The organism is Streptomyces sp. NPDC021749 (assembly GCF_040640655.1).
Classification (GTDB): domain Bacteria; phylum Actinomycetota; class Actinomycetes; order Streptomycetales; family Streptomycetaceae; genus Streptomyces.
In genome coordinates this window covers 202,384-220,498 of sequence record NZ_JBFACE010000006.1, presented here as the reverse complement: position 1 = coordinate 220,498, position 18,115 = coordinate 202,384, and the positions used below count along the sequence as shown (strand labels likewise).

Below are 18,115 nucleotides of genomic sequence, written 5' to 3'. Positions count from 1 at the left end.
CCCCCGTCCTTGACGGCTCACCCGCCGGGCCGCCACGGCGGCCGGCGCGCCGCTACGCCAACTCCCGTACGAACGAGATCCGGTCCAGCCCCGGCCCGTCGTAGTCCGTGTGCACCGGAGTGCCGTGCTCGTCGGTGCGGTCGCCCGGCTCCAGGCGGAAGCCCATACGGGTGTGGTACGCGACGGAATCGCGGTTGTTGGGGCTGGTGATGCAGCGGACCTGACGGCGGCCGGCCTCTCCGGCCAGCGCGAAGAACCGCTCGTACAGCGTCCTGCCGAGGCCGCCCCGTCTGCCGTCCGGGCACACACCCACGAAGTGGATGTACGCGGTCCGCGGATCGGTCTGGGACAGAAAGCCGATCAGGAACGCGTGCAGGGTCCGGTCCGGGCGCTCGACGAGAAGGCTGGTGTCCGCGAAGTGCTGCAGAAACAGCCGCGGTACCAGCAACTGGCGCTGCAGCGCGCCCGCTTCACCGCCCAGGCCGCCCCACCAGTCGGCCAGTGCCACCTGAAGGCGCGGGTGGTCCGACGGTACGGGAGGGCGCAGCGTCAGGCCGCCCGGTATCGCGCCGGGCGAGGGCACCGGAGCGCTTTCGGTCATGGCGTCACCTTTCCGACTGAGGGCCGGCCCTTCGTGTCCGGGGCGCCCCGGGCTCCGCAATGTACCGACCGCATGTGCCCCGGGCGTGGTCCGCGCACCGCCCGCGCCCGCGGAGCGCGCCGTGCGTGACACGGGAGCCGCCGAGCGCTGCGCTATCCGGGGGAAACGTGGGAGCGGCTATGGCGCGTACGAGTGAACGGCGCGCCTACTGATGCTAACGATCGGCGGGTTTGCCCACCCGTAGGGGGAGGACACCGGTACGCAGCAGCCCGGGACGCCGGCTGCCCTGACCGCCCAGCCACTCCTACAGGAAGTTGTCGCTCACCGCAGCCTTTCGGGCTCGGTGGGGGCGGACGGCCCGCCGCCCTCCATACACCCATCGAAGGGCCGCACCATGGCATTTACCTTCACGTTGGTGTCCGCGGCGCCGAATCCGGCGGTCTTCGGACAACCCGTGACCTTAACCGCAACCGTGATCCCGCTCGGACTGGGCACACCCACCGGCACCGTCACCTTCTCCGTGAGCGGCGGGCCCACCGTGACGGCGCCGCTCGTCGGCGGCACCGCGACCGTCACCGTCAACAATGTGAGCGTCGGGTTCCACACCGTCACGGCGAACTACAACGGCAGCATCAACTTCTCCCCCTCCAGCGGGCTCGGCTCGCTCACCGTCGTGCAGGCTTCCACGACCACCACGGTCACCTCGTCCCCCGACCCCTCCCTCTTCGGCCAGACGGTCACCATCACCGCGCATGTCGCGCCGGTCGCGCCGGGCGGAGGCACCCCGACGGGCACGGTCACCTTCGTCATCGGGGGCGGCGGGGGCGGCACCCTGACGGCACCGCTCGTGGGCGGCAACGCCAGCGTCACCACCAACACCCTCAGCGTCGGCACCCACTCCATCACCGCCACGTACAACGGCAGCACCAACTACGCGGCGTCCACCGGGACCGACACCCAGACCGTGCAGGGCATGGCGTCGACGACCACCACGGTCACGTCCTCGCCCGACCCCTCGGTGTTCGGCCAGCCGGTCACCTTCACCGCCACCGTCGCCCCCTCCCCACCCGGCCCGGGCACGCCGACCGGGACCGTCACCTTCGTCATCTCCGGCGGCCCGACGCTGACGGCGCCGCTCGTGGGCGGTACGGCGAGCGTGACCACCAGCGGCCTCAGCGTCGGCTCGCACACCGTCACCGCCACCTACAGCGGCGACGGCAACTTCAACGGTTCCAGCGGCACCGACACCCAGCTCGTCAACAAGGCCGCCACGACCACGACGGTCTCCTCGTCCCCGGACCCGTCCGTCGTCGGCCAGCCGGTCACCTTCACGGCCACGGTCGCGCCCGTCCCCCCGGGTGCGGGCAGCCCGACCGGCACGGTCACCTTCGTCATCTCCGGCGGCCCGACCCTGACGGCGCCGCTCGTGGGCGGCACGGCGACCGTCACGACCAGCACACTGACGGCCGGTACGCACACCGTCACCGCCACCTACAGCGGCGACGGCAACTTCAACGGTTCCAGCGGCACCGACACCCAGCTCGTCAACAAGGCCGCCACGACCACGACGGTCTCCTCGTCCCCGGACCCGTCCGTCGTCGGCCAGCCGGTCACCTTCACGGCCACGGTCGCGCCCGTCCCCCCGGGTGCGGGCACCCCGACCGGCACGGTCACCTTCGTCATCTCCGGCGGCCCGACCCTGACGGCGCCGGTCGTGGCCGGTACGGCGACCGTCACCACCAGCACACTGACGGCCGGTACGCACACGGTCACGGCGACCTACAGCGGTGACGCCAACTTCACCGGCTCCAGCGGCACCGACACCCAGACGGTCACCCAGGCTGCGACCACCACTACGGTCACCTCGGCCCCGGACCCGTCGCTCTTCGGGCAGCCGGTCACTTTCACGGCCACGGTCGCGCCGGTGTCCCCGGGTGCGGGCAGCCCGACCGGGACGGTCACCTTCGTCATCGGTGGCGGCGGGGGCGGCACCCTGACGGCGCCGGTCGTGGGCGGTACGGCGACCGTCACGACCAGCACACTGACGGCTGGTACGCACACGGTCACGGCGACCTACAGCGGTGACGCCAACTTCACCGGCTCCAGCGGCACCGACACCCAGACGGTCACCCAGGCTGCGACCACCACCACGGTCACCTCCTTCCCCGACCCCTCCGTGACGGGACAGCCGGTCACCTTCACCGCTTTCGTGGGCCCGGTGGCTCCCGGCGGCGGTGTCCCGACCGGCACCGTCACATTCACCATCACCAACGGGGTCACCACGGTGAACCTGACCGGCACCCTGGACGGCGCCGGCGTCGCGGCCGTCAACACCAACGGGCTGGTGACCTCGGGCGTTTACACCGTCACCGCGACCTATGCCGGCGACGCCAACTTCACCGGCTCCAGCGACACCGACACCCAGACGGTCACCCCGGCCTCGACCACCACGACGGTCACCTCCTCCCCGGACCCGTCCGTGGTCGGGCAGACGGTGACCTTCACGGCCACGGTCGCCCCGGTCGCGCCGGGCGCGGGCACCCCCACGGGCACGGTGACCTTCGTCGTGACCAACGGTGTCACCACGGTGAGCCTGACCGGCACCCTCAGCGGCGGTACGGTCAGCGTCAGCACCAACGGCCTGGTGACCCCCGGCACGTACTCCGTCACCGCGACCTACAGCGGCGACGGCAACTACACCGGCTCCAGCGGCACCGACACCCAGACCGTCACCCAGGCCTCGACCACCACCACGGTCACGACGGCCCCGGACCCGTCGGTCTTCGGCCAGCCGGTGACCTTGACGGCCACGGTCGCGCCGGTGTCTCCGGGCGCGGGTACCCCGACCGGCACGGTGACGTTCGTCGTCGCCGGCGGTCCGACGCTGACGGCAACGCTCTCGGGCGGTACGGCGAGCGTCACGACCAGTGCCATTCCGGTCGGTACCCACACCGTCACGGCGACGTACAGCGGTGACGCCAACTTCACCAGCTCGGTGGGGTCGGACACCCAGACGGTGACGCAGGCGGCGACGACCACGGTCGTCTCCTCGTCCCCGGACCCGTCCGTGGTCGGACAGACGGTGACCTTCACGGCGACGGTCGCCCCGGTCGCGCCGGGCGCGGGCACCCCCACGGGCACGGTGACCTTCGTCGTGACCAACGGTGTGACCACGGTGAGCCTGACCGGCACCCTCAGCGGCGGCACGGTCAGCGTCAGCACCAACGGGCTGGTCACCGCCGGGACTTACTCCGTCACCGCGACGTACAGCGGCGACGGCAACTTCACCGGCTCGGTCGGCACGGACACCCAGACCGTGGGCGTGTCGGCGACGACCACGACGGTCACCACCTCTCCCGACCCGTCGGTCTTCGGCCAGCCGGTGACCTTGACGGCCACGGTCGCGCCGCTGTCGCCGGGCGCGGGCACTCCCACCGGCACGGTGACGTTCGTCGTCGCCGGCGGTCCGACGCTGACGGCAACGCTCTCGGGCGGTACGGCGAGCGTCACGACCAGCGCGATTCCGGTTGGTACCCACACCGTCACGGCGACCTACAGCGGTGACGGCAACTTCACCGGCTCCAGCGGGTCGGACACCCAGACGGTCGTTCCGGCCGCGACGACCACGTCGGTGACGACCTCCCCGGACCCGTCCGTGGTCGGGCAGACGGTGACCTTCACGGCGACCGTCGCCCCGGTGTCTCCGGGGGCGGGCACCCCGACCGGGACGGTCACGTTCCTGGCCTCTGACGGTGTCACGACCGTGACTCTGACCGGGACGCTGAGCGGCGGCACGGTCAGTGTCAGCACCAACGGGCTGGTGACGGCCGGGGCGTACGCCGTGACCGCGACGTACAGCGGTGACGGGAACTTCACCGGCTCGGTCGGCGCGGACACGCAGACGGTGACGCAGGCGGCGACGACCACGACGGTCACCACCTCTCCCGACCCGTCGGTGTTCGGCCAGCCGGTGACCTTGACGGCCACGGTCGCGCCGGTGTCGCCGGGCGTGGGAACCCCAACCGGTACGGTCACCTTCGTCGTCGCCGGCGGTCCGACGCTGACCGGCACCCTCTCCGGAGGCACGGTAAGCGTCACGACCAGTGCCATTCCGGTCGGTACCCACACCGTCACGGCGACCTACAGCGGTGACGCCAACTTCACCAGCTCGGTCGGGTCGGACACCCAGACGGTGACGCAGGCGGCGACGACCACGGTCGTCTCCTCGTCCCCGGACCCGTCCGTGGTCGGGCAGACGGTGACCTTCACGGCGACCGTTGCTCCGGTGTCGCCGGGTGCGGGTACGCCGACCGGGACGGTCACGTTCGTAGCCACCGACGGTGTCACGACCGTAAGCCTGACCGGGACGCTGAGCGGCGGCACGGTCAGCGTCAGCACCAACGGGCTGGTGACCGCCGGGACTTACTCCGTCACGGCGACGTACAGCGGTGACGGCAACTTCACGGGTTCCGTCGGGTCGGACACGCAGACGGTGACGCAGGCGGCGACGACCACGTCGGTCACGACGGCGCCCGATCCGTCGGTGTTCGGTGAGCCGGTGACGCTCACGGCCACGGTCGCCCCGGTGGCGCCGGGGGCCGGCACTCCCACCGGCACGGTCACCTTCGTGGTCACCGGTGGCCCGACGCTGACCGGGACCCTTTCCGGGGGCACGGTGAGTGTTACGACCAGTGCCATTCCGGTCGGTACCCACACCGTCACGGCGACGTACAGCGGTGACGGCAACTTCACCGGCTCGGTCGGGTCGGACACCCACACGGTGACGCAGGCGGCGACGACCACGTCGGTCACGACGGCGCCCGATCCGTCGGTGTTCGGTGAGTCGGTGACTTTGACGGCGACGGTTGCTCCGGTGTCTCCGGGGGCGGGAACTCCGACCGGTACGGTGACGTTCGTCGTCGCCGGCGGTCCGACGCTGACCGGGACCCTTTCCGGCGGTACGGCGAGCGTCAGCACGAGTGCCATTCCGGTCGGTACCCACACCGTCACGGCGACCTACAGCGGTGACGGCAACTTCACCGGCTCGGTCGGCACGGACACCCACACGGTGACGCAGGCGGCGACGACCACGTCGGTCACGACGGCGCCCGATCCGTCGGTGTTCGGTGAGTCGGTGACTTTGACGGCGACGGTTGCTCCGGTGTCTCCGGGGGCGGGAACTCCGACCGGTACGGTGACGTTCGTCGTCGCCGGCGGTCCGACGCTGACCGCGACGCTCTCCGGCGGTACGGCGAGCGTCAGCACGAGTGCCATTCCGGTCGGTACCCACACCGTCACGGCGACCTACAGCGGTGACGGCAACTTCACCGGCTCGGTCGGTACGGACACGCAGACGGTGACGCAGGCGGCGACGACCACGTCGGTGACGACCTCCCCGGACCCGTCCGTGGTCGGGCAGACCGTGACCTTCACGGCGACCGTTGCTCCGGTCTCTCCGGGTGCGGGAACCCCGACCGGGACGGTCACGTTCGTAGCCACCGACGGCGTCACGACCGTAAGCCTGACCGGAACGCTGAGCGGCGGCACGGTCAGTGTCAGCACCAACGGGCTGGTGACGGCCGGGACTTACTCCGTCACGGCGACGTACAGCGGTGACGGGAACTTCACGGGTTCCGTCGGGTCGGACACGCAGACGGTGACGCAGGCGGCGACGACCACGTCGGTCACGACGGCCCCCGATCCGTCGGTCTTCGGCCAGCCGGTGACCCTGACGGCCACGGTCGCGCCGCTGTCGCCGGGCACGGGCACCCCGACCGGCACGGTCACCTTCGTGGTCACCGGTGGCCCGACGCTGACGGCAACGCTCTCGGGCGGTACGGCGAGCGTCACGACCAGCGCGATTCCGGTTGGTACCCACACCGTCACGGCGACGTACGGCGGTGACGGCAACTTCACCGGCTCCGGCGGGTCGGACACCCAGACGGTCGTTCCGGCCGCGACGACCACGTCGGTGACGACCTCCCCGGACCCGTCCGTGGTCGGGCAGACGGTGACCTTCACGGCGACCGTTGCTCCGGTCTCTCCGGGTGCGGGAACCCCGACCGGGACGGTCACGTTCGTAGCCACCGACGGCGTCACGACCGTAAGCCTGACCGGAACGCTGAGCGGCGGCACGGTCAGTGTCAGCACCAACGGGCTGGTGACGGCCGGGGCGTACGCCGTGACCGCGACGTACAGCGGTGACGGGAACTTCACCGGCTCGGTCGGCGCGGACACGCAGACGGTGACGCAGGCGGCGACGACCACGTCGGTCACGACGGCCCCCGATCCGTCGGTGGTCGGTGAGTCGGTGACCTTGACGGCCACCGTGGCACCGGTGTCTCCCGGCGCCGGCACTCCCACCGGCACGGTGACGTTCGTGGTCGCCGGTGGTCCGACGCTGACCGGGACCCTTTCCGGGGGCACGGTAAGCGTCACGACCAGTGCCATTCCGGTCGGTACCCACACCGTCACGGCGACCTACAGCGGTGACGCCAACTTCACGGCCTCCAGCGGCACCGACACGCAGACCGTGACCCAGGCGTCCACGACGACCACCGTCGCCTCCGCGCCCGACCCCTCGGTGGTCGGGGAGCTGGTGACCTTCACCGCGAACGTCACCGTCGACTCGCCCGGGGCAGGCAGCCCGACCGGCACCGTCACCTTCGTCATCGACGGTGGCGGGGGCGGCACGCTGACCGGCACCGTCGTCGCGGGGGTCGCGACCGTCACCACGAACGCCCTGGACGCCGGTACGCACAACGTCACCGCGACCTACAACGGTGACGCCGACTTCGCCGGCTCCGTCGGGACGGACACCCAGACGGTGACCCAGGCCTCGACGCTCACCACGGTCACCTCGTTCCCGGACCCGTCCACGAGCGGGCAGACGGTCACGTTCACGGCCCTCGTAGTGCCGGTGCCACCCGGCAGCGGCGTTCCGACGGGCACCGTCAACTTCACCATCACCGACGGTGTGACCACCGTGAACCTCACCGGAACCCTGGACGGCAGCGGTGTCGCCACGGCCAGTTCCGCGCTGGTCACACCCGGCAGCTACCTGGTCACCGCGAACTACACGGGAGACGGCAACTTCGGCACCTCCACCGGCACCGACACCCAGATCGTCGTCGGACTGTGACCGACGTCCCACCGTCCACTCCGACGACCGTCCATGGGCGGCTGTCCACCGATGACCGGCCTCCGACAGCCGTCCACCGACAGCCGTCCACCGACAGCCGTCCACCGATGACCGGCCACCGATGACCGGCCACCGATAACCGTCCACTCCGATCCATATCCGCTCACTCATCCACCGCACAGCGCCGGGCCGTCCGAAGGGGCGGTCCGGCGCCGTGCCGGGTGCCCCTAAGCTTGCTCCCCGTTCACACAGATGTCCGTACACGGGGGTTCCAGAAGATGGCCGAGAAAGCACGCCGACGGCTGCGGTCGAGCACGGTGATCCTGGGCGGTATGGGCGCCCTGGCCGCCGCCCTGACGTCCTGCGGCTCCGACCCGGACAAGCGCTGCGTCGACCGCAACAGCTACGACGTCGTCAAGGGCTACCGCGTCGTGGACGCCAAGAACTGCTCGGCGGGCGGCGGCTCGTCCACCGGCAGCTCGGGCACCGGCGGCGCCGGTTCCGGCACGTCGGGCCGCGGCAAGCGCGCGGTCGACGCGCAGTGGTACTACGACCCGGACAACGGCGGCGGCAAGTACGCCGACAACGGCACCTTCAGCCGGACCACCGCCGTCAACCGCGGCGGCTTCGGCTGCTCCGGCGGGCACGGCGGCTCCGGCCGGCACGGCTCCTTCGGCGGCTGAGCGGACACCGCACGGCATGGAACGCCACACCATCGAGCCCCGCCCCGACTGGCAGCAGACCGTCGAGGCGCAGGGCCTGATCTACCCGCTCACCCGTTACCCGGACGACTCGCTGCGCCCCTACTGGGACGAGAGCGCCTACTACGCCTTCACCCTCCCGGAGGTCGAGGCGCTGGAGGAGGTCGTCGAGGAGCTGCACGGCATGTGCCTGGCCGCCGCCGAGCACATCGTCACCCGCGACCGCTTCGCCGACCTCGGGATCACCGACCCCCGGCTGGCCGCGCTGGTCGCCGAGTCCTGGCGCCGGCGCGACGAACTCCCCTCGCTCTACGGCCGGTTCGACCTCCACTACGACGGCACCGGCCCGGCCAAGATGCTGGAGTACAACGCCGATACGCCGACCTCGCTGGTCGAGGCCGCCAGCCCCCAGTGGTTCTGGATGGAGGACCGTTTCCCCGGCGCCGACCAGTGGAACTCGCTGCACGAGCGGCTGGTCGCCGCCTGGAAGCGGCAGGCCCCGCTGCTGCCGCCCGGCGCCCCGGTGCACTTCGCGCACTCCGCGGGCGACGAGCTCGGCGAGGACCTGATGACCGCCGCCTACCTGGAGGAAACGGCCCAGCAGGCGGGCCTGGAAACGGTCACCATCCCGGTGGAGGAGATCGGCTGGGACCGGCTCTCGGGCCGCTTCGTCGACCAGCGGCTGCGCTTCATACGGGCGTGCTTCAAGCTCTATCCGTGGGAGTGGCTGGCCACCGACGACTTCGGCCCGCACGTCCTGGACACCCTCGACAACGGCGGCGGCACCGGCTCCACCCTCTGGATCGAACCCGCCTGGAAGATGCTGCTCTCCAACAAGGCGCTGCTGGCGATCCTGTGGGAGCTGTACCCCGGCCACCCGAACCTGCTGCCCGCCTACCTGGACGGGCCGCGCGAGCTGGCGCACACCCGCGGCTACGCCGCCAAGCCGCTGCTGGGCCGGGAGGGCGCCGGCGTCACCCTGCACCGGCCGGGCGGCGAGCCGGTGCCGCGCGGGCCCGACGACCCGTGCTGCTACCAGGAGTTGGCGCCGCTGCCGGACTTCGACGGCAACCGGGTGGTGCTGGGCGCCTGGGTCGTCGAGGACGAGGCGGCCGGCCTCGGGATACGCGAGTCGGCGGGGCCCGTCACGGACGAGTACGCGCGCTTCCTGCCGCATGTGATCCGCTGAGCCGGGCGGACCGCCACGGGGCCCGGCGAGGCCCTGGCACAGCGAGCGGCCAGGGCCTCGCACCCGCCGCCGGCCGCCCGCTGCACGTCCGCCGCCCCTCTACCTCACCCCCACCGGCCCCCTGTCACGCTCTCCCCTCACGTCCTCCCGCCAGGCTCTCCCGTCACGTCCTCCCGCCAGGCTCTCCCGTCACGTCCTCCCGCCAGGCTCTCCCGTCACGCCTCCAGGACGTGCCGCAGCTGTTCCAGCCCCCAGTCCAGGTCCTCCTTGCTGATCATCAGGGGCGGCGCGAGCCGGATCGTCGCGCCGTGGGTGTCCTTGACCAGGACGCCGCGGTCCATCAGCTGCTCCGAGACCGCGCGCCCGGTGCCGCGGGACGGGTTGATGTCCACGCCGGCCCACAGCCCGCGGCCGCGCACCGCGTCCACCGCCCCGCTGGCCACCAGCAGCCCCAGCTCGCTGTGCAGGTGCTCGCCCAACTCCGTTGCCCGTTCCTGGTATTCGCCGGTCCGCAGCATCGCGATCACCTCCAGCGCGACCGCGCAGGCGAGCGGGTTCCCGCCGAACGTCGAGCCGTGCTCGCCCGGCGCGAAGACGCCCAGCACCTCGCGCGAGGACACCACCGCCGACACCGGCACCACACCGCCGCCCAGCGCCTTGCCGAGGACGTACACGTCGGGCTCCACGCCCTCGTGCTCACAGGCGAACGTCCGGCCCGTGCGGCCCAGCCCGGACTGGATCTCGTCGGCGACGAACAGCACGTTGCGGCGCCGGGTCAGCTCCCGTACGCCCGCCAGATAGCCGGGCGGCGGCACCCGTACGCCCGCCTCGCCCTGGATCGGCTCCAGCAGCACCGCGACGGTCCGCTCGTCGACCGCCGCTTCCATCGCTGCCAGATCGCCGTAGGGGACGATTTCGAAGCCGGGGGTGTACGGGCCGAAGCCGGCGCGGGCCTCGGGGTCGGTGGAGAACGAGACGATGGTGGTGGTCCGGCCGTGGAAGTTGCCGTCCGCGACGATGATCTTCGCCTGGCCGTCCGGGACGCCCTTGACCTGGTAGCCCCACTTGCGGGCGGTCTTCAGTGCGGTCTCCACCGCCTCGGCGCCGGTGTTCATCGGCAGCACCAGCTCCATCCCGCACAGCTCGGCCAGCCGGGTGCAGAAGTCGCCGAACCGGTCGTGGTGGAAGGCACGGGAGGTGAGGGTGACCCGTTCCAGCTGGGCGCGGGCGGCGCCCAGCAGCCGCGGGTGGCCGTGCCCGAAGTTCAGTGCGGAGTACCCGGCCAGCATGTCCAGGTAGCGCCGGCCCGTCACGTCCGTCATCCAGGCACCCTCGGCGGTCGCCACCACCACGGGGAGCGGGTGGTAGTTGTGCGCGCTGTGGGCTTCGGCGGCGGCGAGGGCGCCTGCGATGCCGTGTTCCGTGGACGTCACCGTGACTCCGTTCCGGTAGACCGTACGGGACACAGGGAGTGGGATGCCCCATATGCCCCTCTATCTTGCCCCGCAGTCGGTTCGTCCGGAAGCCGCCGGGGCGGTCGGGTGTTCCCGGCACCGGTTCGTGGGGGGCTCCCGACACCGGGCCATGGCCCGTAACGGGTGTTCCCGGCACCGGGCCGCGCGCGGCCGTCTAGACTCGGCGGTGCGCATCGCGACTGGCGTACGGGGAAGCGACCCCGAGGGAGCGCTGCGTGGCCACCACCACGAGGTGTCGCCCCGCCTGGGCACCCCGGGACCACGACCGGACCACCGATCGACCGCCCCGGAGGACGCCATGTCACTTCCGCAGTCCGCGCACCCGCAGTCCGCGCACCCGCAGTCCGCGCACCCGCAGTCCGCGCACCCGCAGTCCGCATCCCTCTCCCATCCCGCGCTGAGCGCCGCCGACCCCGAACTGGCCGCGCTGGTCGGCGCCGAGGAACAGCTCCAGGCCGACACGCTGCGACTGATCCCCAGCGAGAACTACGTCTCCGCCGCCGTCCTGGAAGCCACCGGCACGGTCCTGCAGAACAAGTACAGCGAGGGGTACCCGGGCCGTCGCTACTACGAAGGCCAGCAGAACATCGACCGCGTCGAGACCCTGGCCGTCGAGCGCGCCAAGGCCGTCTTCGGCGTCGAACACGCCAACGTCCAGCCGTACTCGGGCTCGCCCGCCAACCTCGCCGCCTACCTCGCGTTCGCCGAGCCGGGCGACACCGTGCTCGGCATGGCGCTGCCGATGGGCGGCCACCTCACGCACGGCTGGGGCGTCTCCGCGACCGGCACGTGGTTCCGCGGGGTCCAGTACGGCGTACGCGCCGACACCGCGCTCATCGACTTCGACGAGGTGCGCGACCTCGCCCGCAAGGAACGCCCGAAGATCATCTTCTGCGGCGGTACGGCTGTCCCGCGCACCATCGACTTCGCCGCGTTCGGCGAGATCGCCCGCGAGGTCGGCGCCGTCCTCGTCGCCGACATCGCGCACATCGCCGGGCTGGTCGCGGGCGGCGCCCACCCGTCGCCCGTCCCGCACGCGGACGTCATCTCCACCACCACGCACAAGACCCTGCGCGGGCCGCGCGGCGCGATGCTGATGTCCCGGGCGAGCCACGCCAAGGCCGTCGACAAGGCGGTCTTCCCCGGTCTGCAGGGCGGCCCGCACAACCACACCACGGCCGCCATTGCGGTCGCCCTGCGCGAGGCCGCCGCCCCGTCCTTCCGGGAGTACGCGCACGCCGTCGTCGCCAACGCCAAGGCGCTCGCCGAGGCGCTGCTGGCCCGCGGCTACGACCTGGTCTCCGGCGGCACCGACAACCACCTGGTGCTGATCGACCTGACCTCGAAGGACGTCCCCGGCAAGGTCGCGGCCAAGGCCCTGGACCGGGCCGGCATCGTCGTCAACTACAACACCGTCCCCTTCGACCCCCGCAAGCCCTTCGACCCCTCGGGCATCCGCATCGGCACCCCCGCCCTCACCTCCCGCGGTCTGGGCACGGACCGGATGCCGCAGGTCGCTGAGTGGATCGACCGCGGCGTCCGGGCCGCGGCGAAGGGCGACGAGGACGCCCTCACGGTGGTCCGCACCGAGGTCGCCGAGCTGATGGCGGCTTACCCGGCGCCGGGCCTGGCCGTCGGGGAGTAACGGCCGGCGGGTGATCCCGGGGGTCACCCGCCGCCCCGGGGATCACCCGCCCGGGAATACCCGCCCCCACCTGCACGTTGTGGCCCCGCAGGGGGCCTCGCCGTCCCCTACGGGATGCGTTCGAGAGCCCCCTACGGGTCCCTGCGGGTTGCCCTACGGGCCCCTGCGGGCTGCCCTACGGGCCCCTGCGGGCCGCCCCCTACGGGCCCCTGCGGGCAACCCCGTAAGGCCCCTGCAAGCCACCCCCTACGGGCCACCCCGTACGGGCCCCTACGTTCCACCCCCTACGAGCCCCGCCCCCGACGCCGCGGCCCCCGCCCCGCCCCCGGTGTCCTCCCACCCCGCCCTCCCCGTCCACCGGACGCCTACCGCCCGCCGGAACCTGAGACAATCAATCCCATGGCTCTCGATCGTCCGCGTGTGCTCTCCGGTATCCAGCCCACCGCCGGCTCCTTCCACCTCGGCAACTACCTCGGCGCGGTGCGCCAGTGGGTGGACCTCCAGGAGTCCCACGACGCCTTCTACATGGTCGTCGACCTCCATGCGATCACCGTCCCGCAGGACCCGGCGGAACTGCGCCGCAACACCCGGATCGCGGCCGCCCAGCTGCTCGCCGCCGGCCTCGACCCGGAGCGCTGCACGCTCTTCGTCCAGAGCCATGTGCCCGAGCACGCCCAGCTCGCCTGGGTCATGAACTGCGTCACCGGCTTCGGTGAGGCCTCCCGGATGACCCAGTTCAAGGACAAGTCGGCCAAGCAGGGCGCGGACCGCACCACCGTCGGCCTGTTCACCTACCCCGTGCTGATGGTGGCCGACATCCTCCTCTACCAGGCCGATCAGGTCCCGGTCGGCGAGGACCAGCGCCAGCACCTGGAGCTGACCCGCGACCTCGCGGACCGCTTCAACACCCGCTACGGCGACACCTTCGCCATCCCCAACCCGTACATCCTCAAGGAGACGGCGAAGATCTTCGATCTTCAGGACCCGTCGATCAAGATGAGCAAGTCGGCGTCCTCGCCGAAGGGCATCATCGACCTGCTCGACGACCCCAAGGTCACCGCGAAGAAGGTCAAGAGCGCCGTCACGGACACCGACACGGTGATCCGCTTCGACCGCGAGGCCAAGCCCGGCGTCAGCAACCTCCTCACCATCCTCTCCACCCTCACCGGCACCTCCGTCCCGGACCTGGAGAAGTCCTACGAGGGCAAGATGTACGGCGCCCTCAAGACGGATCTCGCCGAGGTGATGGTCGACTTCGTCACACCGTTCCGGGACCGTACGCGGGAATACCTCGACGACCCCGAGACGCTGGACGCCCTGCTGGCCAAGGGCGCGGAGAAGGCCCGCTCGGTCGCCGCGGAGACCCTCGCCACCACCTACGACCGGCTCGGATTCCTGCCGGCCAAGCACTGACGGTACGGTCCGCGCGGCCCGCCCCGGCCGGTCGCGCGGCTCCGCAAGGGCCGCCGCCCCACTCACGGGGGCACAAGGTCCCGGCCGTCCGAGGGCGGGGGACGCTCCCCGACCGGGGTGCGCACCCGGCACACTAAGAGGGTGCGCGAGCGCGCCGCACACACGCCAGGAGGGAGAACGCAGTGGGGACCGTAACGCTGGGCGTTTCGATCGCGGTCCCGGAGCCGTACGGCAGCTTCCTCCAGCGGAAGCGCGCGGGCTTCGGGGACCCTGCCGCACACGGCATCCCCACCCACATCACCCTCCTCCCGCCCACGGAGGTCCACGCCGACGCGCTGCCCGCCATCGAGCGCCACCTGGCCGGCGTCGCGGCCGGCTCGCGCCCCTTCCCGCTCCGGCTGGAGGGCACCGACACCTTCCGCCCGCTCTCCCCGGTCGTCTTCGTGAAGGTCACCGAGGGCGCGGCCGGCTGCACCGCCCTCCAGGCCCGGGTCCGCGCCGCCTCCGGCCCGTGCGCCCGTGACCTGCAGTTCCCGTACCACCCGCATGTGACGGTCGCGCACGGCATCGACGAGGACGCCATGGACCGCGCCCAGGCCGAGCTCGCGGACTTCTCCGCGACCTGGACGATCGCCGGGTTCGCCCTCTACCAGCAGGGCGCGGACGCCGTCTGGCGCCTGGAGCGTGAGTACCCCTTCGGCCCGCAGACCCCCGCCGTCCCCCGCCAGGCCGCCGACCTCTCCCGCCCCCCGGCCCCTTCCTGCTGACGCCGCGCGCGTTCCGGCTCGACCGGCGCGCGTTCCCGCTCGTACCCGCGTGCGTTCCGGCTCGTACCGGAGTGCGTTCCCGCTCGCGGCCGGCGCACCGAAGCGGCCGGAGGTGCCGGGGCGGTTACGGGGTAGTCGGACTCTAGGGTTCCGGATTACCGGGGTGACCGGCTGCCGTACGAGGGGAATGCCGTGGACTGGTTGAGGAAACTGCCGGTGGTCGGGCCGGCCGTCGGCTGGCTGATGACCACTCACCTCTGGCGCGCCTACGAACGCATGCTCCAGGTGCACTGGACCCGGCTCGCCGCCGCGATCACCTTCACCAGCTTCGTCGCCCTCTTCCCGCTGCTCACCGTGGCCGCCGCGATCGGTGCCGCCCTGCTCAGCGACCGCGATCTGCACAAGCTGGAGGAGAAGGTCGCCGAGCAGCTCCCCGGCATCTCCGCGCAGATGGACATCGCCGGGCTCGTCGCCAACGCCACCACGATCGGTCTGGTCGCCGGTGCCGCGCTGCTGCTCACCGGCATCGGCTGGGTCGACTCGCTGCGCGACTGCCTGCGCGCCGTATGGGAGAAGGGCGACGACGACGCCAACTTCTTCGTCGGCAAGCTCCGGGACGGCGCCCTGCTGCTGGGCCTCGGCGGGGTCGCCCTGCTCTCGTTCGCCTGCTCGGCCTTCGCGTCCTCCGCGGTCGGCAAGGCGGCGCACGCGCTCGGCCTGGCGGAGGGCGGCATCGGCACCGTACTGCTGTCCGCCGCCGGCTTCTGCATCGCCGTCCTCGCGGACTTCCTGCTGCTCGTCTACGTCCTGACCAAACTGCCCGGCGCCCACCCGCCGCGCAGCGCCGTGGTCATCGCCGGCCTCCTCGGCGCGATCGGCTTCGAACTGCTGAAGCTGCTGCTCAGCGGCTATCTCCAGGGCGTCGCCTCACGCAGCATGTACGGCGCCTTCGGCACCCCGATCGCCCTGCTGCTGTGGATCAACTTCACCGCCAAGCTGCTGGTGTACTGCGCCTCGTGGACGGCGACGGCGGGGGAGGGGGAGGGGACGAGCCGGGCGGAGGAACCCGGCGAGGCGGGGCCCGGAACCGCCGAGGCGGGGGCGGAGGCCGCCTAAAGGGCCCCCGCCCTCCCGTTCACCCACCGCCCGGCTCAGTCGCCGTCCCGTGTGGCCCCCGCCCTCCCGTTCATCCGCCGTCCCGTGCGGCCCCTGCCCGGCTCACCCGCCGCCCGGTTCACCCGCCGTCCGGTGCGGCCGCCGCCCGGTTCACTTCGCGGCGCGGCGCCGGCGCACCACCAGCGCCACCGCGCCCAGCACCACCACCGCACCGCCGGTGATCCCCACCGCGGTCCAGGTGCCGCCCGAGCCGGTGCCGTCCAGCGCCGCCTGGGTGCTCCCGTGTCCGCCCTTGTGGCGCTTGCCCTGGGCGGCCACCGCGCCGGTGCCGTCGTCCTCGCTGCGCGGCCCGACCAGCCGGCCGACCGGCTCGACCTTGTCGGCCGCCGCGAAACCCCAGTCGAGCAGCTTGGCGGCCTCGCGGTAGGCCTCGTTGTGCACCTTCTTCTCCGGGTTCATCACCGTGACCAGCAGCTTGCGGCCGCCGCGCTGCGCCAGCCCGGTGAAGGTCGACCCGGCGTTGGTCGTCGACCCGTTCTTCACACCCGCGATCCCGGGATACGGCTTCATGTCGTAATCCCCGCTCAGCAGGCGGTTGGTGTTCTGGATCCCGAACGTCGCCCGCTTGCCGTCCTTGCCCTTGTCCCCGGGGAACTGGGCGCTCGCGGTCGAGCAGTACTCGCGGAAGTCGGCGTTCTGCAGCCCGGCCCGGGCGAACAGGCTCAGGTCGTACGCGCTGGAGACCTGCCCCGGCGCGTCGTAACCGTCCGGCGTGACGACATGCGTGTCGTGGGCGTTCAGTTCCTTCGCGCGCTGCTGCATCTGCTTCACGGTGGCCTTCGTCCCGCCGTTCATCGCCGAGAGCGTGTGCACCGCGTCGTTCCCGGAACGCAGGAACACCCCGAGCCACAGGTCGTGGACCGTGTAGGTCAGGTTCTCCTTTATCCCGACCAGGCTGCTGCCCACACCCATGCCCGCGAGGTCGGCGGGCTTGACCGTGTGCTTCTGGTTCTTCGGGAACTTCGGCATGACGGTGTCCGCGAAGAGCATCTTCAGCGTGCTGGCGGGCGCCAGCTGCCAGTGCGCGTTCTTCGCGGCCAGCACCTTGCCGGACGCGGCGTCCGAGACGATCCAGGACCGGGCGGTCAGCGCGTCCGGCCCCGGCAGCTTCGGCGCACCGGGCTTCAGCTGCACCTGTACGCCGGGCGTGCCCAGCCGCTCCCCGCCGATCTTCGACATCTTGGCCGGCGGCGCGGGGGCCTTGGGGTCCTTCGGGTCGGCGTACGCGGTGCCGGCCAGCAGGGGAGAGGCCAGCAGCCCGGAGACGGCCAGTGCGGCGGCGGCACGCAGGGACCGGCCGCGACGCACCGCCGGGCCGGGGGACGTGGAGGGGCGGGCAGGGGCGGAAGCCGTGAAAGCACTGAAGGTCGTCGGCACGTCGCTGAACGTACCCCCCTTTGCCCCGGTCGCCGACAGCACCCCACGGAAGAGTGCCCCTCCCGACGGCCGGATGGAGCCGCTGCCCATACTGGAACCCATGAAGCTCTCTCGCCCCGTGTCCTGGTTCCTGCTCGCCTTCGGGGTCTGGAGCTGGTTCATCTGGATCACTTTCGTCAAAAACCTCTGCAAGGACGGGAGCGGTCTGGCCTTCAACGACGCCGGCGACCCGACGGCGTACTTCTGGGTCCATCTGCTGCTGGCCGTGACGTCCTTTCTCTTGGGGACGGCAATCGGCGTGATCGGGTTCCGTGGCGTACGGGCCCTGCGGCGCGGCGAGGCGGGGGAGAAGTAGCGGACGGGACGGCTCCGGCGAACTTCCGGGGGCCGGCCGGCTCCTCGGTCCGCGCCGCCCCGGTCAGGGCCCGTCGCCCCGCCCGGCCCGGCCCGGCCCGGTCCCCGTCGCCCCGCCCGGTCCCCGTCGCCCCGCCCCGTTCAGCCCGCGGCTGACTCACCCTCCGTGAACCGCCGTAATCGTCCCGGAATGTGAGCGATTCGTCGCGAGGAATTTTGCTGCGGGGTTTTCCCAGATCCGCTTCCACCGGTCACAATCACCAGGCGACTTCCCCC

Annotated in this window: 11 protein-coding genes; 8 read left to right on the top strand and 3 right to left on the bottom strand. The window is 71.9% G+C overall.

The genetic code is table 11. From position 1 onward, the window contains the following. Window positions 1-52: 52 nt before the first annotated feature. Window positions 53-601: a GNAT family N-acetyltransferase gene (locus tag AB0G35_RS08740; RefSeq protein WP_360945883.1), complete on the bottom strand. Its 549-nt coding sequence runs from the start codon at window positions 599-601 to the stop codon at window positions 53-55. Between the two features lie 394 nt (window positions 602-995). On the opposite strand from AB0G35_RS08740, the gene AB0G35_RS08735 reads away from it, so the two are divergent. From AB0G35_RS08735 to AB0G35_RS08725, 3 genes are all read left to right on the top strand, one after another. Then, complete coding sequence (locus tag AB0G35_RS08735; RefSeq protein WP_360945880.1) at window positions 996-7,742, top strand: Ig-like domain-containing protein; 6,747 nt, start codon at window positions 996-998, stop codon at window positions 7,740-7,742. Between the two features lie 278 nt (window positions 7,743-8,020). Further along, window positions 8,021-8,425, top strand: coding sequence for a hypothetical protein (locus tag AB0G35_RS08730; RefSeq protein ID WP_360945877.1), 405 nt, complete (start codon window positions 8,021-8,023; stop codon window positions 8,423-8,425). A gap of 16 nt (window positions 8,426-8,441) precedes the next feature. Beyond that, complete coding sequence (locus tag AB0G35_RS08725; RefSeq protein ID WP_360945874.1) at window positions 8,442-9,632, top strand: glutathionylspermidine synthase family protein; 1,191 nt, start codon at window positions 8,442-8,444, stop codon at window positions 9,630-9,632. Between the two features lie 215 nt (window positions 9,633-9,847). Here AB0G35_RS08725 and rocD read toward each other — a convergent pair whose 3' ends face one another. After that, a complete protein-coding gene (rocD, locus tag AB0G35_RS08720; protein WP_360945871.1) occupies window positions 9,848-11,065 on the bottom strand; it encodes an ornithine--oxo-acid transaminase in 1,218 nt (405 codons plus the stop codon). 340 nt (window positions 11,066-11,405) lie between these two features. Here rocD and glyA point away from each other — a divergent pair, with 340 nt between their 5' ends. From glyA to AB0G35_RS08700, 4 genes are all read left to right on the top strand, one after another. After that, window positions 11,406-12,752 (top strand): serine hydroxymethyltransferase, encoded by a 1,347-nt coding sequence (gene glyA / locus AB0G35_RS08715; RefSeq protein WP_360945868.1) that lies wholly within the window; start codon window positions 11,406-11,408, stop codon window positions 12,750-12,752. Between the two features lie 399 nt (window positions 12,753-13,151). Further along, window positions 13,152-14,165, top strand: coding sequence for a tryptophan--tRNA ligase (gene trpS / locus AB0G35_RS08710; RefSeq protein ID WP_360945865.1), 1,014 nt, complete (start codon window positions 13,152-13,154; stop codon window positions 14,163-14,165). Between the two features lie 182 nt (window positions 14,166-14,347). Beyond that, window positions 14,348-14,932, top strand: a complete 585-nt coding sequence (locus AB0G35_RS08705; protein WP_360945862.1) for a 2'-5' RNA ligase family protein — start codon at window positions 14,348-14,350, stop codon at window positions 14,930-14,932. A 192-nt stretch (window positions 14,933-15,124) separates the two neighbouring features. Next, on the top strand, window positions 15,125-16,048 hold the full coding sequence (locus tag AB0G35_RS08700) for a YihY/virulence factor BrkB family protein (RefSeq protein WP_360945859.1): 924 nt from the start codon (window positions 15,125-15,127) through the stop codon (window positions 16,046-16,048). Between the two features lie 150 nt (window positions 16,049-16,198). Here the strand turns inward: AB0G35_RS08700 and AB0G35_RS08695 are convergent, their stop codons facing one another. Beyond that, window positions 16,199-17,587, bottom strand: a complete 1,389-nt coding sequence (locus AB0G35_RS08695; protein ID WP_360945856.1) for a D-alanyl-D-alanine carboxypeptidase — start codon at window positions 17,585-17,587, stop codon at window positions 16,199-16,201. On the opposite strand from AB0G35_RS08695, the gene AB0G35_RS08690 reads away from it, so the two are divergent. Continuing rightward, window positions 17,586-17,840, top strand: a complete 255-nt coding sequence (locus AB0G35_RS08690; RefSeq protein WP_360945853.1) for a hypothetical protein — start codon at window positions 17,586-17,588, stop codon at window positions 17,838-17,840. The genes AB0G35_RS08695 and AB0G35_RS08690 overlap by 2 nt on opposite strands. The last annotated feature ends 275 nt before the right edge of the window (window positions 17,841-18,115 follow it).